General features: G+C 66.0%; 22 protein-coding genes. 16 read left to right on the plus strand and 6 right to left on the minus strand.

All coding sequences use genetic code 11. From position 1 onward, the window contains the following. Nucleotides 1–324: 324 nt before the first annotated feature. The 3 genes from AC07TU_RS10345 to AC07TU_RS10355 all read left to right on the plus strand — a co-directional run bounded on the left by AC07TU_RS10345 (nucleotide 325) and on the right by AC07TU_RS10355 (nucleotide 5,589). A complete protein-coding gene (locus AC07TU_RS10345) occupies nucleotides 325–2,475 on the plus strand; it encodes a prolyl oligopeptidase family serine peptidase (protein WP_495187825.1) in 2,151 nt (716 codons plus the stop codon). A 120-nt stretch (nucleotides 2,476–2,595) separates the two neighbouring features. Further along, the gene (locus tag AC07TU_RS10350; RefSeq protein ID WP_495187826.1) at nucleotides 2,596–4,332 is read left to right on the plus strand and encodes a hypothetical protein; all 1,737 of its coding nucleotides are present in this window, start codon (nucleotides 2,596–2,598) and stop codon (nucleotides 4,330–4,332) included. A 60-nt stretch (nucleotides 4,333–4,392) separates the two neighbouring features. Beyond that, the gene (locus tag AC07TU_RS10355) at nucleotides 4,393–5,589 is read left to right on the plus strand and encodes a dipeptidase (protein WP_495187827.1); all 1,197 of its coding nucleotides are present in this window, start codon (nucleotides 4,393–4,395) and stop codon (nucleotides 5,587–5,589) included. Nucleotides 5,590–5,806: 217 nt separating this feature from the next. On the opposite strand, the gene AC07TU_RS10360 is transcribed toward AC07TU_RS10355, so the two are convergent. Next, on the minus strand, nucleotides 5,807–6,457 hold the full coding sequence (locus AC07TU_RS10360; RefSeq protein WP_495187828.1) for a peptidylprolyl isomerase: 651 nt from the start codon (nucleotides 6,455–6,457) through the stop codon (nucleotides 5,807–5,809). 165 nt (nucleotides 6,458–6,622) lie between these two features. Between AC07TU_RS10360 and trxB the strand changes: the two genes are divergently transcribed. After that, nucleotides 6,623–7,594: a thioredoxin-disulfide reductase gene (trxB, locus tag AC07TU_RS10365; protein ID WP_495187829.1), complete on the plus strand. Its 972-nt coding sequence runs from the start codon at nucleotides 6,623–6,625 to the stop codon at nucleotides 7,592–7,594. A gap of 285 nt (nucleotides 7,595–7,879) precedes the next feature. Here trxB and AC07TU_RS10370 read toward each other — a convergent pair whose 3' ends face one another. From AC07TU_RS10370 to AC07TU_RS10385, 4 genes are read right to left on the minus strand one after another with little or no spacing between them, the layout of a single operon-like run. Continuing rightward, nucleotides 7,880–8,641: an AAA family ATPase gene (locus AC07TU_RS10370; RefSeq protein WP_495187830.1), complete on the minus strand. Its 762-nt coding sequence runs from the start codon at nucleotides 8,639–8,641 to the stop codon at nucleotides 7,880–7,882. Nucleotides 8,642–8,679: 38 nt separating this feature from the next. Beyond that, nucleotides 8,680–9,480 carry a hydrolase 1, exosortase A system-associated gene (locus tag AC07TU_RS10375; protein WP_495187831.1) on the minus strand — a complete coding sequence of 267 codons (801 nt, stop codon included), beginning with the start codon at nucleotides 9,478–9,480 and terminating at the stop codon, nucleotides 8,680–8,682. Further along, entirely contained in the window at nucleotides 9,468–10,124 is a 657-nt protein-coding gene (locus AC07TU_RS10380; protein WP_495187832.1) for a hypothetical protein, read from the minus strand. The genes AC07TU_RS10375 and AC07TU_RS10380 overlap by 13 nt, the downstream gene beginning before the upstream one ends. Nucleotides 10,125–10,165: 41 nt before the next feature. Next, nucleotides 10,166–10,438, minus strand: coding sequence for an acyl carrier protein (locus tag AC07TU_RS10385; protein WP_495187833.1), 273 nt, complete (start codon nucleotides 10,436–10,438; stop codon nucleotides 10,166–10,168). Between the two features lie 121 nt (nucleotides 10,439–10,559). Between AC07TU_RS10385 and AC07TU_RS10390 the strand changes: the two genes are divergently transcribed. The 3 genes from AC07TU_RS10390 to AC07TU_RS10400 are packed head-to-tail and all read left to right on the plus strand — an operon-like array spanning nucleotide 10,560 to nucleotide 13,719. After that, on the plus strand, nucleotides 10,560–12,068 hold the full coding sequence (locus tag AC07TU_RS10390) for an acyl-CoA ligase (AMP-forming), exosortase A system-associated (RefSeq protein ID WP_495187834.1): 1,509 nt from the start codon (nucleotides 10,560–10,562) through the stop codon (nucleotides 12,066–12,068). Next, a complete protein-coding gene (locus AC07TU_RS10395; RefSeq protein ID WP_495187835.1) occupies nucleotides 12,065–12,499 on the plus strand; it encodes a hypothetical protein in 435 nt (144 codons plus the stop codon). Before AC07TU_RS10390 ends, AC07TU_RS10395 begins: the two co-directional genes overlap by 4 nt. After that, nucleotides 12,496–13,719: a pyridoxal-dependent decarboxylase, exosortase A system-associated gene (locus AC07TU_RS10400; protein WP_495187836.1), complete on the plus strand. Its 1,224-nt coding sequence runs from the start codon at nucleotides 12,496–12,498 to the stop codon at nucleotides 13,717–13,719. The genes AC07TU_RS10395 and AC07TU_RS10400 overlap by 4 nt, the downstream gene beginning before the upstream one ends. Here the strand turns inward: AC07TU_RS10400 and AC07TU_RS10405 are convergent, their stop codons facing one another. Beyond that, on the minus strand, nucleotides 13,720–14,148 hold the full coding sequence (locus AC07TU_RS10405) for a hypothetical protein (protein WP_495187837.1): 429 nt from the start codon (nucleotides 14,146–14,148) through the stop codon (nucleotides 13,720–13,722). 345 nt (nucleotides 14,149–14,493) lie between these two features. Between AC07TU_RS10405 and AC07TU_RS10410 the strand changes: the two genes are divergently transcribed. The 9 genes from AC07TU_RS10410 to xrtA are packed head-to-tail and all read left to right on the plus strand — an operon-like array spanning nucleotide 14,494 to nucleotide 25,116. Further along, nucleotides 14,494–15,138, plus strand: a complete 645-nt coding sequence (locus AC07TU_RS10410) for an XrtA/PEP-CTERM system exopolysaccharide export protein (RefSeq protein WP_495187838.1) — start codon at nucleotides 14,494–14,496, stop codon at nucleotides 15,136–15,138. 10 nt (nucleotides 15,139–15,148) lie between these two features. Continuing rightward, nucleotides 15,149–16,669, plus strand: coding sequence for an XrtA system polysaccharide chain length determinant (locus AC07TU_RS10415; protein WP_495187839.1), 1,521 nt, complete (start codon nucleotides 15,149–15,151; stop codon nucleotides 16,667–16,669). Nucleotides 16,670–16,680: 11 nt separating this feature from the next. Further along, entirely contained in the window at nucleotides 16,681–17,748 is a 1,068-nt protein-coding gene (locus tag AC07TU_RS10420; RefSeq protein WP_495187840.1) for an AAA family ATPase, read from the plus strand. Then, on the plus strand, nucleotides 17,745–19,331 hold the full coding sequence (locus tag AC07TU_RS10425) for a hypothetical protein (protein WP_495187841.1): 1,587 nt from the start codon (nucleotides 17,745–17,747) through the stop codon (nucleotides 19,329–19,331). Before AC07TU_RS10420 ends, AC07TU_RS10425 begins: the two co-directional genes overlap by 4 nt. 11 nt (nucleotides 19,332–19,342) lie before the next feature. Beyond that, entirely contained in the window at nucleotides 19,343–20,449 is a 1,107-nt protein-coding gene (locus AC07TU_RS10430) for an AAA family ATPase (protein ID WP_495187842.1), read from the plus strand. Continuing rightward, on the plus strand, nucleotides 20,446–21,288 hold the full coding sequence (locus AC07TU_RS10435; RefSeq protein ID WP_495187843.1) for an XrtA system polysaccharide deacetylase: 843 nt from the start codon (nucleotides 20,446–20,448) through the stop codon (nucleotides 21,286–21,288). Before AC07TU_RS10430 ends, AC07TU_RS10435 begins: the two co-directional genes overlap by 4 nt. After that, nucleotides 21,285–22,358 carry a FemAB family XrtA/PEP-CTERM system-associated protein gene (locus AC07TU_RS10440; protein ID WP_495187844.1) on the plus strand — a complete coding sequence of 358 codons (1,074 nt, stop codon included), beginning with the start codon at nucleotides 21,285–21,287 and terminating at the stop codon, nucleotides 22,356–22,358. Before AC07TU_RS10435 ends, AC07TU_RS10440 begins: the two co-directional genes overlap by 4 nt. Then, on the plus strand, nucleotides 22,358–23,581 hold the full coding sequence (locus tag AC07TU_RS10445; protein ID WP_495187845.1) for a TIGR03087 family PEP-CTERM/XrtA system glycosyltransferase: 1,224 nt from the start codon (nucleotides 22,358–22,360) through the stop codon (nucleotides 23,579–23,581). Before AC07TU_RS10440 ends, AC07TU_RS10445 begins: the two co-directional genes overlap by 1 nt. Continuing rightward, nucleotides 23,578–25,116, plus strand: a complete 1,539-nt coding sequence (gene xrtA, locus AC07TU_RS10450) for an exosortase A (RefSeq protein ID WP_495187846.1) — start codon at nucleotides 23,578–23,580, stop codon at nucleotides 25,114–25,116. Before AC07TU_RS10445 ends, xrtA begins: the two co-directional genes overlap by 4 nt. Nucleotides 25,117–25,135 lie beyond the last annotated feature (19 nt).

The following is a 25,135-nucleotide window of genomic DNA, read 5'->3' on the forward strand; positions in this document are numbered from 1 at the left end:
TGCGGTGCGGCCGCCCTTTTGCTATGTGCAAAGCGGGTATTTTCGCTTCGAAAGATTTGCTGAACCTTTCGAAACCGCAACGACTTCCTATCTCTCCGGCAAGATGGCGAGGCTATTCCTCGCCCGGAGGTTGAGATGCGTTCGAACACGCGAAATGGTGCGGGGAATGTGGTGACGATCGGTTTCGCCACGCTGCCGCTGCTGGTGATGGGCTGGGTCAGCTACTCGACAGGCCTCAGCGCCTTTTCCTGAACGGGTAACGGCGGCGCTTGACCGCCGGTCGCGCGGCAATAGGGTGCGCGGTTCCCGTTTCAGGAGATACCAATGCGCCGCGCGCCGCTTCTCGCTCTCCCGCTGCTCTTCGCCGCCCCAGCCGTTCACGCCAGCCCGGAGTCGCCCAGCACGATGTCTGCCCCGATCGCCTATCCCGAGACCAAGCGTGTCGATGTGACCGACGAATCCTTCGGGCAGAAGGTCGCCGATCCCTATCGCTGGCTCGAGAACGACGTGCGCAACGACAAGGAGGTCGCGGCCTGGGTCGAGGCGCAGAACAAGGTGACCGATGCCTATCTGGCGACGCTTCCCGGCCGTGACATCTTCAAGGCGCGGATCAAGCAACTGTTCGACTATGAACGCTTCGAGGCCCCCACGCGCAAGGGTGGGCATTATTTCTACAGCCATAATACCGGCCTTCAGAACCAGTCGGTGCTGTGGGTCCGCGACAGCCTGAACGGCCCGGGCCGGGTGCTGATCGACCCCAATGGCTGGGCCAAGGACGGTGCGACGGCGCTGTCCGAATGGGTTCCCTCGGAGGACGGCAAGCTGCTCGTCTACGGCATCCAGGACGGCGGCAGCGACTGGCGCACGGTCAAGGTGCTCGACGTCGCCACCGGCAAGACGCTGGACGACGAGGTCAAATGGATGAAGTTCAGCAACCTCGCCTGGGCGAAGGACGGGTCGGGCTTCTATTACAGCCGCTTCCCCGCACCGGCCGAGGGACAGGCGTTCCAGCAGCTCAACGAGAACCAGTCGGTCTATTTCCACAAGATCGGCACGCCGCAGAGCGCCGACACGTTGATCTACGCCACGCCGGAAACCCCGAAGCGCGGCCATTTCGCGCAAGTGACCGATGACGGCAACTGGCTGGTCATCACCACCACCGAGGGTACCGACGATCGCTATGAGATCACGCTGCTCGATCTCAAGACCCCCGGCGCCAAGCCGCGCAAGCTGATCGCCGGGCTCGAGAATAACTGGAGCCTCGCCGGCAATGTCGGCACGCGCTTCTATTGGACCACCAACAAGAGCGCGCCGAAGCGCAAGGTGGTGACGATGGACATCGCGCAGGCGACCCCCGTCGTGACCGACCTGATCCCCGAGGACAAGGCCACGATGGAGGGCGCGGGCATCGTCGGCGGGCAGTTGCTGGTCAGCTACATGGTCGATGCCAAGGACGAGATGCGGCGCTACGCGCTTGACGGCAAGCTGCTGGGCAAGGTCGCCACGCCCGGCATCGGCAGCATCGCCGGGTCGAGCGGCGATGCTGACAATAGCGAGATGTTCTTCTCGTTCACCAGCTTCAACATGCCGAAGACCGTCTATCGTTATGATGTCAAGGCCGACAAGGCGACGGTCTGGGCTCAGCCCAAGGTGGCGTTCGATCCCGCGAAATACGGGGTGGAACAGCGTTTCTTCACCTCGAAGGACGGCACCAAGGTGCCGATGTTCATCGTCAAGCGTAAGGACGTGACCGGTCCGGCGCCGACCCTGCTCTGGGGCTATGGCGGGTTCAATGTCAGCTACGGCCCGGCTTTCTCCGCGTCGCGCGTCGCATGGATGGAGCAGGGCGGTGTCTTCGTCCTCGCCAACATTCGCGGTGGTGGTGAATATGGCAAGGCGTGGCACGACGGCGGCCGCCTCGCCAACAAGCAGAACACGTTCGACGACTTCATCGGTGCGGGCGAGTATCTGATCGCGCAGGGCATCACCAGGAAGGACGGCCTCGCCATTCAGGGCGGGTCGAACGGTGGCCTGCTGGTCGGTGCGGTGGTCAACCAGCGGCCCGATCTGTTCGCCGCGGCGCTGCCCGCGGTGGGTGTGATGGACATGCTGCGCTTCGATCGCTGGACCGCCGGCCGCTACTGGGTGGACGATTATGGCTATCCGTCGAAGGAGGCCGACTGGAAGGCCCTGCGCGCCTATTCGCCCTACCACAATATCGTCGCGGGCAAGGCGTATCCGGCGATCCTCGCGACCACCGCGGATACCGATGATCGTGTCGTTCCGGGGCATACGTTCAAATATACCGCGGCGCTTCAGGCGGCGGATATCGGCCCCAAGCCGCATCTGGTCCGCATCGAAACCCGCGCCGGTCACGGCACCGGCAAGCCGACCGACAAGGTCATCGAGGAAACCTCGGACCTCTGGGCCTTTGCGGCAAAATGGACCGGGCTCGACGTCAAGCGGGTGCAGTGATCATTGCCCCGGGGCGCGGCTCGGCCGCATCCCCGGGGCAACCCAAACCGCTGCGTTTTTGGCACTTTCTGCGGTTGCGGTCGGTGGATATGATCCCTCCAATTATCCGGAGGGGGCTCTGTGAAAACGACTCGTATCGCGCTGACCGGCGCGCTGATGACCGGCATGTCCGCCACCGTTGCGCTGGCCGGGCAGGACAAGCCGGTCGTGACGGTTCCGGCGGCGCCCCCGCCACCGCTGCAGGCGTCTGCCACCGCCGGCCAACCGGTAACTGCCGCCGACTATCATAGCTGCGACGGCAGTCCTGCGCCCAAGCCCAAGAAGAACCTCAAGCCTGGCGAGAAGCAGCAGGCTTGGCGCGGCTGGGGTAACGGCTCCGCGTTCGACGCGCGCCCGCCGAGCTACGGCGTGCGCGGCGTGGCGGCGTGCGAGCGGGTGCTGGCGGATCCCGTCCTCGTGCCCGAATTCTGGGGACGCCGCGCCTCGCTGCTCAAGGCACGGGCGCTGCATGAGATGGGCGAGAAGAGCGACGCAGTGGCGCTCGATACGTTGGACGCGGTCGATGCGCTGTACGCCGCGAACCTGAGCGGTGGTGAACTGGCCTCGACCAGACTTGCCAGCGACGCGTTGCGAGCAGTCGCGCTCTACCGCACCAAGAAGACCGCCGATGCCGAGAAGATGCTCGTCTCGATCAACGAGCGCCGGCCCTTCTCCGCGAGCATTCGGCGGCTGACCGCGGCGATCCGGATGCTGTTCGACGTCGATCGCGGCAAACGGATCGCCCGGCTCCGCGAACAGACGCCGTTCAACCCCGGAACGCTCAGCTTGATGTTGATGATGGCGCTGCAGAATGGCGACTTCGAGAATGCACTGCTCTATTCCGGTCAGATCAGCTTCGATCTGCCCAAGGGGCGGGGCGGCTGGACCGTGACGGGCGAGGCAGAACGCAAATATGACGAGATCGGGCAGCGGGCGATGATCCGTGGCGCCCGAGCCTATTCGCTGCTGACGCTGGCACGAACCGAGGAGTCGGCGCGCGAACTCAAGGGCGCGCGCGACGAGGTAAGCTTCGCCGTCGAGCCGCCCGTGCCGCTGCCCAACGGCCGCAAGCAACCCAAGCGCGTGCAGCAGGACTATGAGAAGCGGGTGGCTGCCGGTGACCGTGCGACCGCTGTGCTCGACGACTGGTCCCGGGCCATCGCGTTGAGGATGCGCGCGCCGAAGATGACGATGAAGGCGTTCGGCGAAGAACCCGAACGCCCCAAGGGCGAAGCGCTGGTCGTGCTTGGCGATCTGCTCGCGCAGCTCCGTACCGACGACCTTGCCGAAGCCAGGAAGATCGAGGCGGCGGTCGAGGAACTGGGCAAGCTCAACGACGCGGGATTGACCAGGGCGTTCCAACTCAACTTCACCGACCTCATCAAGATGCTTCCCCGGCTCGAAAGCGATGAGGGGCGCCCGAAGATGCGCAACGAGGGGAGCAATTTCTGGCGGACCGATCTTGAGGGCTATCGCGTGATGGCTGCTGACGATCCCGCGCTGGTCAATGTTCGCCTGGGTAGCCTTTCGGCGAGTCCGGCAATGGTCGAGGAGGCGACCCTGCTTGTCGCCGCGAACCACGCCCAAGGGCTGGGCAAGGACGCCTTCGTGATCGAGAGCGCTCAGCTGATCCAGCGGACGACCACCACCTATGGCATGTATATCGGGAGCTCGACCTCCAACTCGGGGCACGAATACCGGCTGCTGATCCGCCCGATCAGCATTTCCGCCGGCGAGGAGCCGGGCCGGCACTGGCGCGCGATTAAGGTGAGCGAGGTGCAGGCGATGCTGGCCGAGAAATATCCGCCGGCGAAATAGACCGGCCGCTTTACGGCAGGGCGACAGGCGCTAGGCTGCCCGCAAATTCCGGAGACCAAGATGCGTATTGTGATTCTGCCCCTGTTCGCCCTTGCCGCTGCCTCCTGTTCGTCGCCGCTGGCCAAGCCGGGCGAGGCGGGGCCACCGCCGTCGCTGCATCAGCGGCTGATGACGATCGATACGCATCTCGACACGCCGGTATGGTTCTCCAATCCCAACTGGAAGTTCGGCGACAGGCACGATTGGGAAACCGATCTGGCGCAGGTCGACCTGGGGCGGATGGATACCGGTGCGCTCGATGGCGGGATGTTCGTGATCTACACGGCGCAAGGGCCGGTGACGGCGCAGGGCTTCGCTGACGCCAAGGCATTCGCGTTCAAGCGGCTGGGTGAGATCCAGAAGACGATCGGCGCCTATCCCAGCCGGATCGAGCTGGTGACGACCGCCGATCAGGCGGAGCGCGCCGACAAGGCCGGCCTGCGCTTCGCCTTCATCAGCATCGAGAACAGCTATCCGCTGGGCGAAGACCTGTCGCTGCTCAAGACATTCTACGACGGCGGCGTGCGGATGGCGGGGCCGGTGCACTCCAAGGACAACCAGTTCGCCGACAGCGCGACCGGGGACGGGAAATGGAAGGGCCTTTCGCCGCTCGGCAAGCAATGGGTGACCGAGATGAACCGGCTGGGCATGGTCATCGACGGAAGCCACTCGTCCGATGCCACGTTCGATCAGCTGCTGGAGCTCAGCAAGACGCCGATCATCCTTTCGCACTCCGGCCCCAAGGCGCTGTGGGGGCATAACCGCAACATCGATGACGACCGCATCCGCAGGCTGGCGGCGAAGGGCGGGGCGGTGTGCATGAACAGCGTGTTCCTGACCAAGATGAACTATACCGACGAGCGCAACCGGTTGTCGGCGCTGGTCGACAAGATCGGCACGCTTTCGCCCGAGGAACAGGCGAAGCTGACCGCGCAGGTCCGCGCGCTCGACAAGGTGGCACCGGTTCAGGATACCGATTTCGAGAATTTCATGACCAACCTGCTCTATCTGCTCAAGGTGGCGGGGCCGGATCATGTCTGCATGGGCGCCGACTGGGACGGCGGCGGCGGGGTGCGCGGGTTCGAGGATATCACCGCATTGCCCAAGGTTACCGAGCGGCTGGTCGCCGCGGGCTATTCCGAGGCGGACATTGCCAAGATCTGGTCGGGTAATGTGCTGCGGATCATGCGCGCTGCGGATGCGGCGCGGCAGCGCTGAACGGTCCCGGAACGATCGGCGACTTAGGAACATTGCGGATAGCGGGACGTTTACTTGACGGGTAGAAGATGTCGAAAGTTGCGGTGATGAAGCGATGCTCGATCAACCCGCCCCTGACAACCAGCCACTGCCACTGGCAGCCGGACTTCTGATTGCGATCGCCCTGTCGCTCGTGCTCTGGGGCGTGATTGCTCTCCTCGTCTTTGGCTGACCGGGCTCAAGGCACCCGCCGGACGCTCAGCACCTTGATCCGGGGCTCGAGCATCTGTCCCTTCATCACGCCCTCACCGCGCGTAGGCGAGGTGGGGGCGTCGAGGATCTTCCAGATCACGTCCATCCCCTCGACCACCTTGCCGAAGGCGGCATAGCCCAGATTGTCGCCCGGTGCCGACGGATCGGCGTCGAGCGAGGTCTGGTCCCCGACGCTGATCGTGAACTCACCGCGGGCAGTGCCTGGCGCGAGCCGCGCGGTGGAGATGGCGCCGTTGACGTGCTTGACGCCGGTCCTGGTGGTGGGTTCGTGCGCGATCGGGGGCAGGATGCGCTTGGGATTCCCCTCCACGCCGAACTGCACGAAGCCGAATTTGTCCGCGACCTTGACCGATCGGTAGAATCCGATGCCGTCGAGCCGCTTCTGATCGACATAACGCAGGAAATTGCGCGCGGTGATCGGCGCACGCGCGGTCTCGAGCTCGAGCACGATCCGGCCGAGACTGGTCTCGATCGCCACTTTCTGTGTTGCAGGCTTGGGTGTCGATTCCTCGATCGCCGGCGTGGCGGGCGGCGGCGGCACGGTCTGGGCGAGGACGGTCAGCGGGGCCAGCAAGACGCCAAGGACCAGCGGGGCGAGGAGGGTGCGGCGGATCATCATGCGGCCAGCTTCGCGCAAGCCGGGCCGGGCTTCAACCGGCTTTCGTCCACAACAGAATCGCTTTGCTGGTGCGCGGCATGACGCCACCCATGTTGCCTTTGGCGGTGCCGACCCCCTAGATGCGGTGCCGCCTCCGTTTTTTTGGGGCCAACAGGACAGAAGATGACCGCCACTCACTCGACCCGCATGTTGATCCTCGGTTCCGGCCCTGCCGGGCTCTCCGCCGCCATCTATGGCGCGCGTGCCGGCCTCGCGCCGATCGTGGTGCAGGGCATCCAGCCGGGCGGGCAGCTGATGACCACCACCGATGTCGAGAATTATCCCGGCTTCCGCGAGGTGATCCAGGGGCCGTGGCTGATGGGCGAAATGCAGGCACAGGCCGAGCATGTCGGCGCGCAGATGCTGTACGACACGATCGTCGAGGTCGACCTGACCCAGCGCCCGTTCCGCATGGTCGGCGACAGCGGCACCGTCTATCTCGGCGACACGCTGGTGATCGCGACGGGCGCACAGGCCAAGTGGCTGGGCCTGGACAGCGAAGAGACGATGAAGGGCAAGGGCGCGAGCGCGTGCGCGACCTGCGACGGCTTCTTCTACCGCGGCAAGAAGGTCGCAGTGATCGGCGGCGGCAACACCGCGGTCGAGGAAGCTTTGTACCTGACCAACCACAGCCATGATGTGACGCTGATCCACCGCCGCGACAGCCTGCGCGCCGAAAAGATCCTGCAGCAGCGGCTGTTCGCCAACCCCAAGATCAAGACCTTGTGGAACAAGGAAGTCGTCGAGTTCACCGGCGGCGGCGACCCCGAGGGGCTGGTCGGCCTGAAGCTCAAGGACACGGTGACGGGCGAGCTGTCCGACATCGATGTCGAGGGCGGCTTCGTCGCGATCGGCCACCACCCGGCGACCGAGCTGTTCCGCGGCCACCTGAAGCTCGACGCTGACAGCTACATCGAAGTCGAAATCGGCACCACCCGCACCAGCGTGCCCGGCGTGTTCGCGTGCGGCGACGTGATGGACAAGGTCTATCGCCAGGCGATCACCGCGGCGGGCACCGGCTGCATGGCGGCACTCGACGCCGAACGCTTCTTGGCCGAGGCCGATTTCGAGGCGGTCGCCGAAGCGGCGGAGTAATCGTCCGAAGTTGACGAAGTTACGCGAAACGCGCGTGAAGCTGTCACCTTTGTCCCGCTTGTCAGGTGACGAAGTTGACAGTTTCGGCGCGTTTTTTCGTGCGCGGTTGACAGCTGCGGAGGCGCGGCGGCTGACGAAGTTGACATGATCTGTACCCTGGCCAGGCTTTCCCCGCAGATGGTGCAGGCCGTCGCCTGTAGCAGCGGGGAGGGGCACTGAGGGGCGCATCGACGAGTCTATGCGCTTGCGATGGGGGTGTAGGAAAGTTGTTTCTCGCCCGGACGATCAGTCGATCATCGCCTCCACGGTTTCGCGGGGATAGAGCGAGAACTCCCGGTAGAGACGGTAGTGCGCGGTTTCCTCAAGCCTGACCGGCTGCACGCCGAATTCGTCAAGCTGCCAGAGATCGGCATCAGGCAGGGCCATCAAGATCGGCGAGTGCGTCGCAAGGATGATCTGGCTGCGATTGGCGCGCTGGAGCTGCCGTAACAGCTTCAGGAAATCGAACTGGCGCTTGGGCGAAAGTGCGGATTCGGGTTCGTCGAGGATGTAGAGACCCTGCCGGCTCAATCGTTCTTCGAAGAAGGCCATGAAGCCTTCGCCATGCGATGCCGACAGATAGTTGGCGAAGGGCGATCCCGAATCGTCGAGATAGCGGGCGACGGTGAAGAAGGTGTCGGCGCGAAAGAACCAGCCCTGTTTAACCTGAGGAAGCCAGGACGATCGAAGCTGCAGGCCAAGTGATCCGGCATCTGCCCCTGAATAGGGGGCTGCGTCGACCGCCCGCATCCCCTGGGCGCCGCCCGCATCACTGAACCCCGCATTTTTCGCGATTGCTTCGAGAATGGTGGATTTGCCGGTCCCATTCTCTCCGACCAGGATGGTGACCGCCTTTTCGAAGTGGAAATCGAAGCCGTCGTTCCGGATCAAGGGCAGCGTGAAGGGATAGTGCGCGCGCGTTTCCTGCGCCTCGCCCTCAGCAGGCGGCAGCCAGATGCGACGCAGGAAGGGCGGCGGCAGGGTGGTGTCGCGTCGTTTGGCAACCATCGCTGCAGACTATCCCAAACCCGATATGCGGCAATGGCTCAGGTCCTGCCGAGCCCCGCCAATACCCGCTCGGTCAGCCAGGCCTTGTCCTGCGGCCGCGCGAAGCTGTGGCTGTCGGTGTCGCAGGTCGCGACCTCGCAGCGGGTGCGGGCTGGGCTGTAGGCATCGCCCTTCCAGTGATCGGCGAAGGCGAGGGCGGTGTTGTCGGCCTTCGCCAGCAGGATCGTCACCGGCGTGTCGCTTGCGGCAAGCGCTGTGGCGAGGCGGGCGGGGAGGCTGGCCGGTGGTTGCGACTGTTTAGTAGAGGCCTTTAGCAATCCACTGACAAGCTTACGAATATTCACGCCACCGGTGAACAGGCGAAGCAGCTCGCGCGGGTTCTTGAGCTTCTCGATATAGCGCGATCGGATCGCTGCGGCGGGGGGAAGATCGTCAGTGGCCTCGATCGTCCAGGGGTTGGTGAGGATAAGGGCGTCGATGCAAGTATCGGCCTGAAACAGGATCAACGCGCTCGCCGCGTCACAATTGCCGAAGGCGACAATGCGCGTGAGGTGGGGGGCTTCGCTTCGGAAGGCGAGGGCTGCTTCTCCTATGTCCTCAGCAGTGGACTCGAAGCCGTTGTTTTCCCCTGTCGAATCACCGATTCCGCGGCGATCGTAGCGAAACACCGGATGGCCAGCGGCAGCGACAGTTGCGGCAAGCTCGGCCATACCGCGATGTGCGCCGATGCGGATCTCGTTTCCGCCGGAGACGATCAGCAGGCCAGTGTTCCGCGGCGCTTCGTCGAGCGTGGCGGCGAGGGTTTCGCCGGCGCAGGTGAAGCTGGTCAGGCGGCGCATGTCGCGATCCACTGCGCGATATCGTCCGCGACGATTTCCGCGAACGCCTCGTCATTGTCCGGCTCTGCGCGGCGCCAGAGCGGGCTGCCAGAGAGCTTGGCATCCGCGGGCCTGGCCTCGGTCTCGAGGCGGACGGTGCGGGCGATGCCGGTTACCGGCGTTGCGACGGCAAGTTCGGCGAGCATCGCCGGCGCGATCAGGTTACCCGCCAGTTCGACGGGGGCAGTCGCGGTGTCGAGCGATGTCGCGTCGAACGCCTCGCCAGCCTCACGCGAGGAGGCCTGCCGTGCGCGCACCAGCTCGCGACGCAAATCCGCGCCGGCCATCGGAGAGAGGTGGTAGCGGCCCGCCACCGCAGCCTCGCCATCGAGCAACGCGCCGCTGCGGATAGCCAGCGTGAAGACGGGTGTTCCGAGACCGGCCGCCGCGGCCGCAAAGGCGGTTCGCATCTTTGCAAGGCTGGTTTCCGGGGTAGGAACCATGCTCTCGCCCTGACCCGGCAGGTCGGGCAGCGCGCCGGCGATGCCGCGCTCGGCCAGCGCGCGCAGGATCGTCACCGCGAAGGCGCGGGTGCGGTTGGCTTCCTCGAACAATGGCAAAGCGACGACGACGACGGGCCCGGCGGCGGAGCCGAAGCGGAGCATCGCTTCGCGCCCGCCGGGCCAGTCATAGGCGTCGAAGCCGATCAGGTGAGCGCCTTGGACGCGGCGAAGCGCGCCAGTGCGCCGAAGGTCTCGAGCATGTCGCCGTCGACCTCGTCATCCTCGATGATGATGCCAAGGCGGTCCTCGATCTCGGTCAGCACGCCGGCGACCGCCATCGAATCGAGCTCAGGCAGCGCGCCGAACAGCGGCGTCGCCTCGTCGAAAGCGGCAGCGCGCTCCGCGCTGATCCCGAGCACGTCGCGCAGCACGCCGCGCACCGTCTCTTCGACCTCGTGAAATCCGTCCGGCTGCAACCTGCGTCCCCCTGCTATTTTTGCGCTCCCGTTACCGGTTGCGCGCCGCGCTGCCAAGTGCTGCACCTGCTAACAGCAAAGAGGCACTGTATCGTTAACCGATGCGGGCTAAGGAAATGCGATGGTTGAACTGGACGCTAACCCCCGCACGATCGATGCGCTGCCCGCGATGGGTGCGTCCGACGATGTCGCGCTGGAAGATCGCAGCGGAACGCTGACCTATGCCGGGCTCGAGGCCGCGGTGGCCGCGCTCGCGGGCTGGCTGAAGGGGCAGGGCTTCGAGCCGGGCGCGCGGGTCGCGACCTGGCTGCCCAAGACCCGGCTGGCCTGCCTGATGCCGCTCGCGGCGGCGCGTGCGGGGCTGGTGCATGTGCCGGTCAATCCGGTGCTCAAGCGTGCGCAGGTGGCGCATATTCTGGCCGATAGCGGCGCGTCGATGCTGCTGACCCAGCCGGCGCGGTCGATGACGCTGGAGAGTGGTGATCTGCCCGACCAATGCCGGATCACGGGGGATGATGAAGCCGTGCTGGACGGGCCGGGACTGCCGGTCTCGGAAGCCGATCCGCAGGCACTGGCGGCAATCCTCTACACCTCCGGATCGACCGGGCGGCCCAAGGGGGTGATGCTCAGCCATGCCAATATGTGGCTGGGGGCGATTTCGGTCGCGCACTACCTCAGGATCGTGCCCGGGGACCGTGTGCTGGGCGTGCTGCCGTTGAGCTTCGACTATGGGCAGAACCAGCTCTTCTCGACCTGGGCGGGTGGAGGGCGGGTGATCCCGCTCGACTATCTGACGGCCAAGGACGTGATCAAGGCGGTGGACCGGCATGGCGTCACCACGATCGCAGGCGTGCCGCCCTTGTGGGTGCAACTGCTCGATGCCGAGTGGCCGGAGACGACGGCGTGGCGGCTCAAGCGGCTGACCAATTCGGGCGGGGCACTGACCCTTGGCATGGTGCGGGGGCTGCGGACGAAATTCCCGAGTGCGGACCTCTATCCGATGTATGGCCTGACCGAGGCGTTCCGCTCGACCTATCTCGATCCCGGACTGGTGGATGCCAATCCGGATTCGATGGGACGCGCGATCCCCTTTGCCGAGATCATGGTGGTGCGTCCGGACGGCGCGCGCGCCGATGCCGGGGAGCCGGGCGAACTGGTGCATGCCGGGCCGCTGGTGGCGCAGGGCTATTGGGAAGATGAAGAGCGCACCGCGCAGCGCTTCAAGCCCGCGCCTGCCTTCTCCCGCTATGGCGGGATGGCGGTGTTTTCGGGCGATACGGTCGTCGAGGGCGAAGACGGGCTGCTCCGCTTCGTCGGACGCGATGACGAGATGATCAAGTCGCAGGGTAACCGGATCAGCCCGACCGAGGTCGAGGAAGCGGTGCTGGCCGGCGGCGAGGCGCGCGAGGCCGCGGCGTTCGGGATCAAGGACGAGCGATTGGGACAGGTGATCGTGGTCGTAGCGGTGGCGCGGGGGGACGCGGCGGTGGCCGAGGCGGCGCTGCGCGAACGGTTGCGGCGCGAGCTGCCGAGCTTCATGCAGCCCGCGCGCTACGAATGGCGCGACAGCCTGCCGCGCAATGCGAACGGAAAGTTCGACCGCAGCGGGTTGAAAGCAGAGCTGACGTGAAATCGTTGACAGACGAACAGGCAGTCCGCGGCGCATATGTCATGTTCGTGGTGCTGATGTTCGGATTGTTCGTCTGGATGTTTATCCGTCCCGTTCAGCCGGTACGGGCCGTGCCACTGTCGCAGTACGCCGGATGCTATCAATGGAATGATGTTGGCATCGAACTCACGACGGGTGGAAAGGTGATGACCGCCGATGGCCAATGGCCATACCGGATCATTCCAGCCAATGCCGGAAAACATGGTGATCTGATCGAAATCGATAACGTCCGGGTGCTGTCAAAGGGACCAATGTTGAAGTTCGAACGGTGGCGGCACGGACAGCATATTCCGGTAATTTCCGGTAAGCGGCTTGATGTCGTGTTCGAGGACGCGGATGCGCAGGCTTACTCGGCCTATTTCGATCGTGTGAAATGCGGAGTGACGTCATGAAGCCAATGGGGCCGATCCCCCCTTATTTCGCTGAGCAGAGCGAACTCATGATCGCGGGCAGGGCCGCGTCGGACTGGGTCGCAGAGGCGGGGTCGCCGCTGTTCGTCTATGACACCGGCATTGTCCGCGAGCGGCTGGCCAGGTTGCGCGCGGCGTTGCCCGAGGCGTGCGAGATTCACTTCGCGATCAAGGCCAATCCGCTGCCCGAATTCCTCGCGGCGGTGGCACCGCTGGCGGGCGGGCTCGACGTCGCGTCGGGCGGGGAGCTTGCCAAGGCGCTGGCCGTGAAGGATGCTGCGCACATCAGCTTTGCGGGGCCGGGCAAACGTGATGTGGAGCTCGAAGCGGCGATCGCGGCGGGTGCAACGCTGAACCTTGAATCCGAAGGCGAAGCGGAGCGCGCGCTGGCGATCGGACGGCGGCTGGGCGTGGCGCCGAGGTTGGCGGTGCGGGTCAACCCCGACTTCGAACTGCGCGGATCCGGTATGAAGATGGGTGGACGGGCTTCGCCCTTCGGGGTCGATGCCGCGCGCGTGCCGGCACTGGTGAACCGTCTGATCGCGGCCGGAGCGGACTGGCGGGGATTCCACATCTTCGCAGGATCGCAATCGCTGGATACCGCGGCGATCATCGAGACCCAGGCTGCGACGGTGGCACTCGCCGCACGGCTGGCGGAAGAGGCGGGGGCAGAGCCGCCGCTGGTGAATCTCGGCGGCGGGTTCGGGATACCGTATTTCGCAGGCGATGTGCCCGTCGATATCGATGCGGTGGGTATGGCGCTGGGCGAGGTGCTGGCGACGCGGCCCGCGGTGCTTGCGAACTCGGCGTTTGCGATCGAACTGGGACGGTGGATAGCCGGCGAGTGCGGCGTCTATCTGATGCGCGTGATCGACCGGAAGACGAGCGGGGACGAGACCTTCCTGGTCTGCGACGGCGGTCTGCACCACCAACTCGCCGCGTCCGGCAATTTCGGGACGGTCGTGCGGCGGAACTATCCGGTCGCGATTGCCGGGGTAATGGATGCGGAGCCAGTCGAAACCGTGTCCATTGTGGGGCCATTATGTACCCCGCTCGACCGGCTGGCCGATCGTGTCGCATTGCCGCGCGCGGAGCCGGGCGATGTCATCGCGGTGTTCCTGGCGGGGGCCTATGGCGCGAGCGCCAGTCCGGCGGCGTTTCTGGGACACGGTCCTGCTGTGGAGATCGTCGCGGGCGGCTGATCAGCCCGAGAACATGCGGAGCCGCAGATGGTCGGAGGACTCCGGTTCGCCCTGGCCCAGAAAGCCCGATCGCGCCGCGCCGAAATTCATGCCGGGCGGCAGGAGGGCGAGCTGGGCCAATGCTGTGCAGAGCAATCCCCACCAGGCGAAGACTTCCTGCTCGCGGATCAGCGCCAGCGCATCGCACGCCAGCATCGGTACGAACATCACCCATGCCGCCATGCACCATTCATTGCGCAGATAGCGGCTGCCGATGATGAAGGCCGAAAGATGCTGGATCAGGTTGACCCAGTAATGCGGGGCACCAAGCCACCAGGCGAACTCCCCGACCAGCCAGCTCAGTACGATGACGCGCGCCAGCGGGCTGAACGGCGCCACGAAGAGGCCGGTCAGGACGATGCCGAGATAGTAGAGGTGCCCCGGACCCATCTAAGTCTGTCAGCCCGGCTGGGTGGGCTTTTCCCGGGGGGGCTTGGGCGAGGACGGCGTACCAGGCGAAGACGGCGGCGAGGGTGACGGCGGATAGCCGCCATGTTGGCCGCTCATCGAAAGCAAGTGGCTCCGGATCATTGCCGCTTCTCTCCTTCAATACGGGCCCGAAACCGAATCGGGCCATGCCATTTCGACTGAGCATAGCGCAGGTTATGCGCAAGTCCCGCGCGCTTCTTTCCTAACGGTATCTTTACCCATGTAACCCTAAGCGTTCCGTAAGGCGCGTGATATGCGGGGGCGGGACGCCGGCTCCAGTTGCGTGCGGGACGGAGGTTTTGGGTGATGCGTTTTGGGCATAATGCGAAGGTTCTGACGGCGGTGTCGATCGTCGCGATCGCGCTGTCGAGCTGCTCGGGAGGGAATAGCCGGCCCGAACTGCCTTCGACGACCTTCGTCGCCAGCCGCGAGGGGCCGGGCGAGGAATATGTGATCGGCCCGCTCGACAGCCTGCAGATCTTCGTGTGGCGCAATCCCGAGCTGTCGTCCAAGGTTCAGGTGCGCCCCGACGGCCGCATCACCACGCCGCTGATCAGCGACATGCCCGCGGTCGGCAAGACCCCGGCAATGCTCGCCGACGATCTCAAGATCGCGCTGGGCGAGTATATCAAGGATCCGATCGTCTCGGTGATCGTCGAGAATTTCAGCGGCACGTTCAGCCAGCAGATTCGCGTGGTCGGTGCGACCGAGAAGCCGGCATCCTTGCCCTATCGCGCGAACATGACCCTGCTCGATGCGATGATCGCGGTGGGCGGGCTTTCGGAATTCGCGGCGGGCAACCGCGCGCGGCTGATCCGATTCGACAAGAATACCGGCCAGCAGCGCGAATATCGCCTGCGTCTGTCGGCACTGCTCAAGAACGGGGATACGAGCGCGAACGTCCGGCTGGAACCGGGCGACGTGATTATCATCCCCGAAAGCATGTTCTAAGGGCGCGCCGATGGGAGGTCTTTGGGAAGAAATCCGGACACTGCTCCACGGGATCTGGCAACGCCGCTGGATCGCGCTGGCGATCGCATGGGCATTGTGCCTGGCGGGCTGGCTGGTCGTGTCGCAGATCCCCAACCAGTATGAGAGCCGCGCGCGCATCATGGTGCAGCTGCGCCAGATCCTGCCGGGTCAGGGGGCGGACACGCAGCAGGAGCAGCAGAAGGACATCGACCGGATCCGCCAGACGCTGACCAGCGCGGTCAATCTGGAAAAGGTCGTCCGCGGCACCGAGCTGGCCAACACCGTCGTCACCGATCAGGACGTGGCAGGGCGGGTCGCCGGGCTGCAGCAGAAGATCAAGGTCGTCGCGCAGCAGGACAATCTGTTCGAGATCAGCGCGACCGCATCGAACGGCAAGCTTGCGCGCGGGATCGTGCAGAAGCTGATCGACATCTTCGTCGAGGACAATCTGACGCAGGGCCGCGATCAGGCCAGCCAGTCGCTCACCTTCCTCGACCAGCAGCTGGCCGAGCGTCAGAAGGCGCTTCAGGCAGCCGAGGCGAAGCAGGCCGAGTTCCAGGCGCGCTATCTTGGCTCGCTGCCCGGTACGGGGCCGCTGACCGAGCGGCTCGCGGCGGCGCGCAGCCAGCTTGCCGATGTCAACGCGCAGCTTGCGGCTGCGCAAAGCGGTCTCGCCGCGGTCAATGGCCAGATGGCCGGAACCGCTGCCACAACTCCCGGGGTCGGCGGCGTTGCCGTCGCCGGTCCCGCACGCGCGCGTGTTTCGGCTATTCAAGGACAGCTGGCCGAAGCCCGCGCGCGTGGTTGGACCGACAATCATCCCGATGTCGCGGCACTGCGCAGCCAGCTGGCTCAGGCGCAGATCGCCGCACGCGGCGAGAAGCCGGTCGCGGGCGGTGGCGGTGGCGCCGGAGCGAACCCGCTCTATCTGGGCCTCAAGACGATGCAGGCCGAGCGCGCTGCACAGGTGGCGGCGCTGGCCAATCGCAAGGCGCAGATCGAGACCGATATCAACGCGTTCGACCAGAAGATCGCCAGCGACCCTGCGGCCGCGCAGGAACAGGCGGAGATCGATCGTAACTATCAGGTGCTCAAGACCGAATATGACAAGCTGCTGACCGATCGCGAGCAGGTGAAACTGCGCAGCCAGGCCGCGAGCCAGGCCAATGCGGTGAAGTTCAATGTGGTCGATCCGCCGGTTACGCCGACCGCGCCGAGCGCGCCGAACCGGATGCTGCTGTTGACCGGAGTGCTGATCGTCGGCCTTGGCGGCGGCGTGGCGGCGGCATTCGGCCTCAGCCAGCTCGCCGGGACCTTTCCGACCGCCAAGCGGCTGGAGAAGGCATCGGGAATGCCGGTGATCGGATCGGTGGGCGAAGTGGTGACCGAGGTTCAGACTGCGCTGCGCAAGAAGCGGCTGCAGATGTTCGCCGCGGCGACCGGCGGGTTGCTGGTCGCCTGGGTAGCGCTGCTTGGGCTGGAGATATTCCAGCGCGGCATGGCGGCATGACGGGGAAAGCGATGAACGACGAGACTCCCCGCCGCTATCGCGGATCGCTGCTCGAGCGGGCGGCCGAACGCTATGACCTGATGCACGAGCCGCGGGTCATTCCGCCGGTACCGGCGGATGAGCCGGCGCATGCGGAGCCCGAGCCTGAAGCGCCCGTAACCCCCGTTGTCGAGGCAGCGGTGGAGGCACCCGCCGCGGCTCCGGAAGTCGAAGCACCGGTTGAAACACCGGAAGCCCCGGTCGAAGCAGTTGCGGTCGTCGCTCCGGCGCCGGACGCACCCGTGGTGCAGCCCGCCGTCCGTCCGGCCCGGGCACGCGGTGCCCGCATCTCGATCGCGATCGACCGCGAGAAGCTGGCCGAAGAGGGCATGCTGGTCCCCGGTGCGCCGGTGACTGCGCTCGCGGAGGAGTTCCGGCTCATCAAGCGCCAGTTGCTCAACGCAGCGCGGTCGATCTGGGCGGCGGACAGCGCTGCAAACGAGAACCGGGCGCGGACGATCCTTGTCTGTTCGGCCAAGCCCAATGACGGCAAGACCTTCTGCGCGATCAACCTTGCGCTTTCGATGGCGGCCGAGAAGGACGTCGAGGTTCTGCTGGTCGATGCCGATTTCGCCAAGCCCGATGTGATGAACCGGCTGGGCGCGACCGAGACGACAGGCCTGCTCGACGTGCTGGCAGGGACGGTCGACGATGTCGAATCCTGCGTGATCGCGACGGATGTTCCGCAGCTGTCCGTGCTGCCCGCAGGCACGCGATCGCATGCCGACACCGAATTGCTCGCGAGCGAGCGCGCGAACGCGATCCTCGACTCGCTGGCCGCCGCCGATCCGCGCCGCATCGTGATCTTCGATTCGCCGCCGGTTCTCGCCGCGTCGCCCGCTTCGGTGCTGGCGGGGAAGGTAGGGCAGGTGATGCTGGTGGTCCGTGCCGACCGCACGAGCGAGAGCGACCTGCGCGAAGCGGTCGGCCTGCTCGACGGGTGCGAGCAGATCCAGCTCGTGCTCAACAGCGTTTCATTCCAGCCGGGCGGACGCCGCTTCGGCAGCTATGGTGCCTATTACGGGGAATCCGAGTCATGAGGTTGCTCGCTGCGGCGATCGCCGCTTCGACCGTTCTGACGCTTCCGGCCGCCGCACAGGAGCGGAGCAAGTCGATCGAGGCGCATGTCGATGCCGCGCAGGTACTCGTCGCCGATTTCGATTCCGACGAAGTGCTGACCTATACGTCGGTCGGTGCGGGCATCGACGCGTCGATCCAGACCCGCCGGGTCGAGGTGCAGCTCTCGTACAAATACGAGCATCGCTTCTCCTATGACCGGGATGTCGCGGACAGCGATACGCATAGCGGCATCGCGCGCGCGGCCGTTCGCGTCGGACGCGGGCTGACGCTGGAGGGCGGGGCGCTCGCCACCCGGACCCGCAGCGATTTCCGCGGTGACGCGCCGGGCAACCTGGCCGGCAATGTCCGCAACGTCAGCCAGATCTACTCGCTCTATGCCGGCCCGACCTTCCATGCCGGCAGCGGCCCGGTGGACGTCAGCGCCGCGTATCGCTTCGGCTATGTGAAGGCTGAGGCGCCGGATATCATCGGGGTCGATCCGCTGCTGCCGCCGCTCGACGTCTATGACAGCTCGACCAGCCATCTGGCGCAGGTGCGCGCGGGCGTGAAGGCCGGGGTGATCCTGCCCGTCGGCCTCAGCGTCGCCGGCGCCTGGCAGCGCGAGGAGGCGAGCCAGCTCGACCAGCGCTATGACGGCAAGTTCGCGCGTGTCGATGCGGTGCTGCCGGTCGGCGGCGGCCTCGCGGTCATCGGCGGCGTGGGGTACGAGAAGATCGAGATCACCCAGAAGGATCCGCTGCGCGACGGTTCGGGCAACATCGTCCGCGACCGCAACGGCCGCTTCGTCACCGATCCGGCATCGCCGCCGCGCATCGCCTATGAGACCGACGGCCTCTTCTGGGATGCGGGCGTGATGTACAAGCCCAGCGCGCGGCTGATGCTCGAGGCGCGGGTGGGCCGCCGCTATGACTCGATGAGCTACACCGGATCGCTCCAGTGGCAGATCTCGCGCCGCTCCGGCCTCCAGATCGGTGTCTATGACTCGGTCGACAGCTTCGGCCGTCAGCTGGTCCGCGACCTCGCGGCGCTGCCGACCAGCTTCAACATCCCCGGCGATCCGTTCGGCGACGGCTTCAATGGCTGCGTGTTCGGCGATACCGCAACCGCGGCGGGCGGGTGCCTGACCAATTCGCTGGGTTCGATTTCGACCGCCAGCTATCGTGCGCGCGGCGTCAATGCAGTGCTCTCGATGAATGCGGGGCCGACGACGCTGGGCCTGGGCCTTGGCTATGCCAACCGCCGCTATCTGGTGCCGCCGGGCGTGATCGTGGCGGGGACGAGCGACGACAACTGGTATGGCCAGCTGTTCGCGTCGCACATGCTGGACTCGGTGTCGAGCCTGAGCGGCAACGTCTATGCCAACTATTACGAGAGCAATCTGCCGGGCGCGCCCGGCGTGTTCGGGGCTGGCGCAAACGGCTCCTATTATCGTAGCTTCGGCGCGCTCAGTGCGATGGCGACGCTTGGGATTTCGACGTTCGATGTCGAGGGTGCGGGCAATACTTCTGCCCAGGCACTGCTCGGTCTTCGTTACGGCTTCTGACGGGTGGAATGATGTACGACGAGCATTATGGCCTGAACGGTCGGCCGTTCCAGCTCACGCCGGATCCGGCTTTCTGGTTCGACACCGCGACGCATCGCAAGGCGATGGCGTATCTCGGCTATGGCCTGAGCCAGGGCGAGGGCTTCATCGTCATCACCGGATCGCCGGGCGCGGGCAAGACCACGCTGGTCGGCCATCTGATGGACACGATCGATCGCGAGCGGCTGAACGTCATCCGCATCGTGACCACGCAGGTGCAGGCGGAGGATCTGCTTCACCTCGTCGCGCAGGGGCTGGGCGCGGACACGACCGGCCTTGCCAAGGCGCAGACGCTGGCGGCGATCGAGAAGGGCCTGCACAGCGTCGCGCGCAGCGGCAAGCGCACCTTGCTGATCGTCGACGAGGCACAGGCGCTGCCGATGGAGAGCCTGGAGGAGCTGCGCATGCTCTCCAACTTCCAGGCGGGCGGCTATCCGCTGCTCCAGATCTTCCTGCTCGGTCAGCCCGAATTCCGCGCACTGTTCGCCGATCCGCGGCTGGAACAGCTGCGCCAGCGCGTGATCGCGATGCACCAGCTCGATCCGATGGGGCTGGAGGAGCTTGAGCCCTATCTGGTCCACCGTCTGTCCAAGGTCGGCTGGAACGGCCGGCCGCGCTTCGAGCCGGATGCGGTTGCGGCAATGCATCGCTGGTCCGACGGCATTCCGCGGCGGGTCAACCAGCTTGCCGGCCGGGTGATGCTGTTCGGCGCGATCGAGCAGCTCGACAGCTTCGGCGCCGACGAGGTCGAGGCGGTGATCGCCGATCTCGACAATGACACGGTGGTTGCCGGGCGTCCGCTCGCCGCCGCGGCAAACGCCGCGACCGGTAGCGCCGTGGCGCTCAGCGCGGCGGGGCTGGCGGAAGCGGCTGAGCCGATGCGTCATGAAGCTGCTCCGGCGGTCGATTCCGCTGCGATCGATGCGCTCAGCGCGCGGATGGCGCGGCTTGAAGCACGGCTTGAGGAGCAGGATGCGGCGCTTCGCCGCGTGCTGACGCTGATGGTCGACTTCATCGAACGTGAAGAAGAGACGGCGGGAATCGGAGCGCCGCGGCGCGAAACTGCCGCCTGGCAATGACCGCGAATGCCCTTTCCGTCGATGTAGAGGACTGGTTCCAGGTCGGCGCGTTCGAGAAGGTGATCGCGCGCGGCGATTGGGACGGACTTGACCATCGCGTCGAAGCCAACACCGACAAGGTGCTGGAATTGTTCGACGCCGGCGGGGTCAAGGCGACCTTCTTCACGCTCGGCTGGGTCGCAGACAAATACCCTGCGCTGATGCGCCGCATTGCCGAGGCGGGGCATGAGGTGGCGAGCCATGGCTGGGACCACCAGCGCGTGTTCAACCTGACCCCCGACCAGTTCCGCGACGACATCGGCCGTGCCCGCAAGGCGCTGGAGGATGCGAGCGGACAGAAGGTGACCGGCTATCGCGCACCGAGTTTCTCGATCGACACGCGGACGCCCTGGGCCCACGAAATTCTGGCCGAGCAGGGCTATGTCTATTCGTCGAGCGTCGCGCCGATCGGGCATGATCACTATGGCTGGGAAGATGCGCCGCGCAGCGCCTTCCGGCCGGTCGCGGGCAGCGATCTGATCGAGCTGCCGGTGACGACTGCGAAGTTCATGGGGCGCGAGATCACGACCGGCGGCGGCTTCTTCCGTCTGCTGCCCGGCAACGTCATCTATCGCGCGATCGATGCGCTCAACGGCGCGGGCAAGCCGGCGATCTTCTATTTCCACCCATGGGAGGTCGATCCGGCCCAGCCGCGCGTCGCGGATGCCCCGCTCAAGTCGAAGCTGCGCCACTACAGCCGGCTCGGCGCGATGGCAGGCAAGCTCGGCACACTGATGCGCAGGCACCGCTGGGATCGCACCGATCGCGTCGCCGCGGCCGAAGCGGCGAAGCTCGGGTGAACGCGCCGGTGCGCCTGCCTTTGACCATGCTGCGCGTGGCCGACCTTGGCGACCCGGGCGAGCGGGCGCGGATCGAGGCCTTTGTCGAGGCGCATCCGGACGGTACGCCTTTCCACCTTCCCGCGTGGAGCGCGGCGGTCGAGAAGGGCTGTGGGCAGAGGGCGCATTATCTGGTCGTCGATCGGGACGGACAGGGCATTGCCGGGGTGATGCCGCTCACCGAACTGCACTCGCCGCTGTTCGGGCGCGTCCTGGCGTCGGCCGGCTTCGGCGTGGGCGGCGGCATCCTGACCGACCGGCCCGAAGTGGCACGGCAGCTGGCCGATGCCTGCTGGTCGCTTGCGGTGCAATTGAGCTGCCCCAGCGCCGAGGTGCGCGGCGGATCGCAGCCCGGTCCGGAATGGAGCGTGGACGATATCCATTATCTCGGGTTCGCGCGCGATCTGGCGGCGGACGACGAGGCGGAACTGCTCCAGATTCCGCGGAAACAGCGTGCCGAGGTACGCAAGTCGCTGGGCTATGACCTCGACATTTCGGTGGGGCAGGATCCTGCGGATGTCGCCGCGCACTATGCGGTCTATGCCGAATCGGTACGGAATCTGGGCACCCCCGTCTTTCCGCGCCGCCTGTTCACGGAAATGTTGCACGAATTCGGCACAGCTGCCGACGTCCTGATCGTGCGGGACGGGGGGAAGGCAGTGGCTGGAGTTTTGAGCCTGTACTGGCGGGGGACGGTATATCCCTATTGGGGCGGCGGAACCGCGGACGCGCGGCGGCTGCGCGCCAATGACCGCATGTATTTCGAGCTGATGCGCCATGCCCGGACGCGCGGCTGCACCCGCTTCGATTTCGGCAGGTCGAAGGTCGGCACCGGCGCCGCGGCGTTCAAGAAGAACTGGGGGTTCGAGCCGGAGCCGCTGGTCTATTACGACCGGGTGGCGGACGGCGCGTCGATCCGCGACGCCAACCCGCTCAACCCCAAATACCGGCTTCAGGTGGCGGTGTGGAGCAAGCTGCCGCTCGTCATCGCCAACCGCGTGGGCCCGTGGATCTCGCGGGGCCTGGGCTGATGGGCGACATCCTCTTCCTCGCCCATCGCGTGCCGTTTCCGCCCGACCGCGGCGACAAGATCCGCGCCTTCAACATCCTGCGCTATCTGTCGCGCCACAAGCGCGTCCATCTCATCGCCTTTGCGGACGATCCTGCGGACCTCAAGCATCGCAGCGGGCTGGCCAAGGTCACTGCGAGCCGGGAAATCATCTGGCGCGGCAAGGGGCAGGCGGCGGCTGGCCTGCAGGCGCTTGCCGCGCGGCGCCCCTTTTCGCTCACGGCGTTCGACAATCCGGAACTCCGCAACGCCGTAACGTCCGCGCTCGCGCAGCGCTCGATCGACACCATCTACGTCTTCTCCGGCCAGATGGCGCAGTATCTGCCCGCCAAGCCGCGCCAGCGCGTGGTGATGGATTTCGTCGACATGGATTCGGCCAAGTTCGCGACCTATGGCAAGACGACGCGCGGTTTCACCGGATGGATGATGCGGCGCGAGGCGCGGCTGCTCGCCCAGTTCGAGAAATCGGTGGCGGCCAGGGCCGATGCCAGCCTGTTCGTCAGCGAGGCCGAAGCCAGCCTGTTCCGCGATCGCACCCGTGCCGAGCGCGTCCACGCGGTCGAGAACGGGATCGACACGGTGAAGTTCGATCCCGCGTCGTCCTTCTCACGGATCGAAGCGGTGGCGCCGCTGATCGTCTTCACCGGCCAGATGGATTACCGCCCCAATATCGAGGGCGTGACCTGGTTCGCCGAGAGCGTCTTCCCGCATATCCGCGTCCGCCATCCCGACGCGCAATTCGCGATCGTAGGGCGCAAGCCCGACGCAGCGGTGCAGGCGCTGGCCAGGATCGAAGGCGTGACGGTGACCGGCGAAGTGCCCGATGTGCGCCCCTGGCTCGCCGCGGCGTCGGTGGTGGTGGCGCCGTTGAAGCTCGCGCGCGGGGTGCAGAACAAGGTGCTGGAGGCGATGGCGATGGCGCGCCCGGTGGTCGCATCCACCGCCGCGGCGACGGGCATCGACCATGGCGGCACGATCGAGATCGGCGAGGGCGTCGGCGGAATGGCCGATGCGGTCAATGCGATGATTGCCGACCCGGCACGCGCGGCTGAACTGGGCGTGTCGGCGCGGCAGCGGGTCATCGACCTCTATGGCTGGGATGCCAAGCTGTCGGCGCTCGATCCGATTATGGGCTTTGGCAAAGGGCGCAGCGATCCACTGCCGCGCAGCAAGGCGGCAGCATGACGAGTGCGGCGGTGAGTGGCGAGATCGGGGCCCCGGCGGGCGGATTCGATATAGACTGGCGGCGAAGCGCGGCGCTGCTTGCCGGCGTCTGGGCTGTCTTGCTGCTGCTGTTCCACCGCGATGTCGCCGATCTCGCGGCGATCTACTGGACCAACACGACCTTCGGCCATTGCCTCTTCATTGCGCCGGTTGTGGCCTGGCTGGTCTGGCAGCGCCGGGCAGATCTGCCTGCGGTGCGCGCGGAAGCATGGTGGCCGGGACTGGTCGTCATCGGCGGGGGCGGGTTTGCCTGGCTGCTCGGCGATGCGGCGGGGGTGGCGCTGTTCCGTCATCTTGGCCTGGTGGTGATGCTGCAGGGAGCGGTGGTCGCGCTGCTCGGCCCCAATGCCGTCCGGGCGCTGTTCTTCCCGCTCTGCTACATGATCTTCCTCGTCCCCTTTGGCGATGCGCTGGAAAAGCCGCTTCAGGACCTGACCGTAGCAATCATGGTGCCGCTGCTCGACCTGTTCGGCGTGCCCGCGCATGTCGATGGCGTGCTCATCACCACGCCCAACGGCTATTTCGAGGTGGCCGAGGCGTGCTCCGGTTCCAAGTTCGTGATCGCGATGATCGCGTACGGCACGCTGGTCGCGAACGTCTGCTATGTCAGCTGGACGCGGCGCGCGGCGTTTATGGCGGTGGCGCTGATCGTGCCGATGCTGGCCAATGGCGTGCGCGCGTTCGGGACGGTCTATGCGGCGTATCTGACCTCGGTCGAGGCGGCGACGGGCTATGACCATATCGTCTATGGCTGGTTCTTCTTCGGCGCGGTGATGGCGGGCGTGCTCGCGATCGGCTGGAAATGGTTCGATCGCGATCCCGATGCGCCGTGGTTCGACGCATCGAAACTCCAGCGGCGCTGGTGGGGTACCGCGCGGATGCCCGCCGTGGTCGCGCTGACCGGATTGTTCATCGTGAGCCTGTTCATGGCCTGGGGCGGCGCGATCGCCTCGCGCGCCGATACGCTGCCGGACAAGGTCGCGATGCCGCAAGTGGCGGGCTGGACCCAGGTTCCGCTCAGCAAGCGCGCCGAGTGGAAGCCGAATTTCCCCGGCGCCGATCATTTCCTGATGGGCCGCTATTCGGACGGAATGGGCGCACAGGTCGATCTGGTGCTGGCTGTCTATGGCAGCCAGCGCGAGGGCAAGGAGCTGGTCGGTTTCGGCCAGGGTGCGATCCGCGAGAACGACAAATGGGTGCGGATCGAGGATCTGCCCGATCTGGAGGGCGGCAAGGCGCTGCGCATGACCGCACCCGGTCCGGTCGAGCGCGAGGTGGTGACCTGGTATCGCGTGGGGAATGTGCTGACGCCAAGCGACTCGCGGGTGAAGGCGGAAACGCTCAAGGCCAAGCTGCTCGGCGGCAAGCAGCGCGCCGTGGCGGTGATGGTCTCGGCCGAGAAGGGCGAATTGCCGACGCGGGCCGCGATCAAGCGGTTGCTGGGCGCGATCGGGCCGATCGACAGGCTTGCCGACCGCGCGGCCGGAGCGAATTGAGCACGGTCCGCCGCGGGCG

The organism is Sphingomonas sp. GW821-FHT03E12 (genome assembly GCF_059420685.1).

What these genes read in the sequence shown, in the direction of transcription:
- AC07TU_RS10430 (WP_495187842.1), top strand. Translation starts at nt 19,343, where the DNA reads ATGTACGACGAGCATTATGGCCTGAACGGTCGGCCGTTCCAGCTCACG.
- AC07TU_RS10375 (WP_495187831.1), bottom strand. Translation starts at nt 9,480, where the DNA reads ATGCGCCGCCTGACCAGCTTCACCTGCGCCGGCGAAACCCTCGCCGCC.
- trxB (WP_495187829.1), top strand. Translation starts at nt 6,623, where the DNA reads ATGACCGCCACTCACTCGACCCGCATGTTGATCCTCGGTTCCGGCCCT.
- AC07TU_RS10445 (WP_495187845.1), top strand. Translation starts at nt 22,358, where the DNA reads ATGGGCGACATCCTCTTCCTCGCCCATCGCGTGCCGTTTCCGCCCGAC.
- AC07TU_RS10355 (WP_495187827.1), top strand. Translation starts at nt 4,393, where the DNA reads ATGCGTATTGTGATTCTGCCCCTGTTCGCCCTTGCCGCTGCCTCCTGT.
- AC07TU_RS10435 (WP_495187843.1), top strand. Translation starts at nt 20,446, where the DNA reads ATGACCGCGAATGCCCTTTCCGTCGATGTAGAGGACTGGTTCCAGGTC.
- AC07TU_RS10380 (WP_495187832.1), bottom strand. Translation starts at nt 10,124, where the DNA reads ATGCTCCGCTTCGGCTCCGCCGCCGGGCCCGTCGTCGTCGTCGCTTTG.
- xrtA (WP_495187846.1), top strand. Translation starts at nt 23,578, where the DNA reads ATGACGAGTGCGGCGGTGAGTGGCGAGATCGGGGCCCCGGCGGGCGGA.
- AC07TU_RS10420 (WP_495187840.1), top strand. Translation starts at nt 16,681, where the DNA reads ATGAACGACGAGACTCCCCGCCGCTATCGCGGATCGCTGCTCGAGCGG.
- AC07TU_RS10415 (WP_495187839.1), top strand. Translation starts at nt 15,149, where the DNA reads ATGGGAGGTCTTTGGGAAGAAATCCGGACACTGCTCCACGGGATCTGG.
- AC07TU_RS10410 (WP_495187838.1), top strand. Translation starts at nt 14,494, where the DNA reads ATGCGTTTTGGGCATAATGCGAAGGTTCTGACGGCGGTGTCGATCGTC.
- AC07TU_RS10400 (WP_495187836.1), top strand. Translation starts at nt 12,496, where the DNA reads ATGAAGCCAATGGGGCCGATCCCCCCTTATTTCGCTGAGCAGAGCGAA.
- AC07TU_RS10425 (WP_495187841.1), top strand. Translation starts at nt 17,745, where the DNA reads ATGAGGTTGCTCGCTGCGGCGATCGCCGCTTCGACCGTTCTGACGCTT.
- AC07TU_RS10390 (WP_495187834.1), top strand. Translation starts at nt 10,560, where the DNA reads ATGGTTGAACTGGACGCTAACCCCCGCACGATCGATGCGCTGCCCGCG.
- AC07TU_RS10405 (WP_495187837.1), bottom strand. Translation starts at nt 14,148, where the DNA reads ATGGGTCCGGGGCACCTCTACTATCTCGGCATCGTCCTGACCGGCCTC.
- AC07TU_RS10370 (WP_495187830.1), bottom strand. Translation starts at nt 8,641, where the DNA reads ATGGTTGCCAAACGACGCGACACCACCCTGCCGCCGCCCTTCCTGCGT.
- AC07TU_RS10345 (WP_495187825.1), top strand. Translation starts at nt 325, where the DNA reads ATGCGCCGCGCGCCGCTTCTCGCTCTCCCGCTGCTCTTCGCCGCCCCA.
- AC07TU_RS10360 (WP_495187828.1), bottom strand. Translation starts at nt 6,457, where the DNA reads ATGATCCGCCGCACCCTCCTCGCCCCGCTGGTCCTTGGCGTCTTGCTG.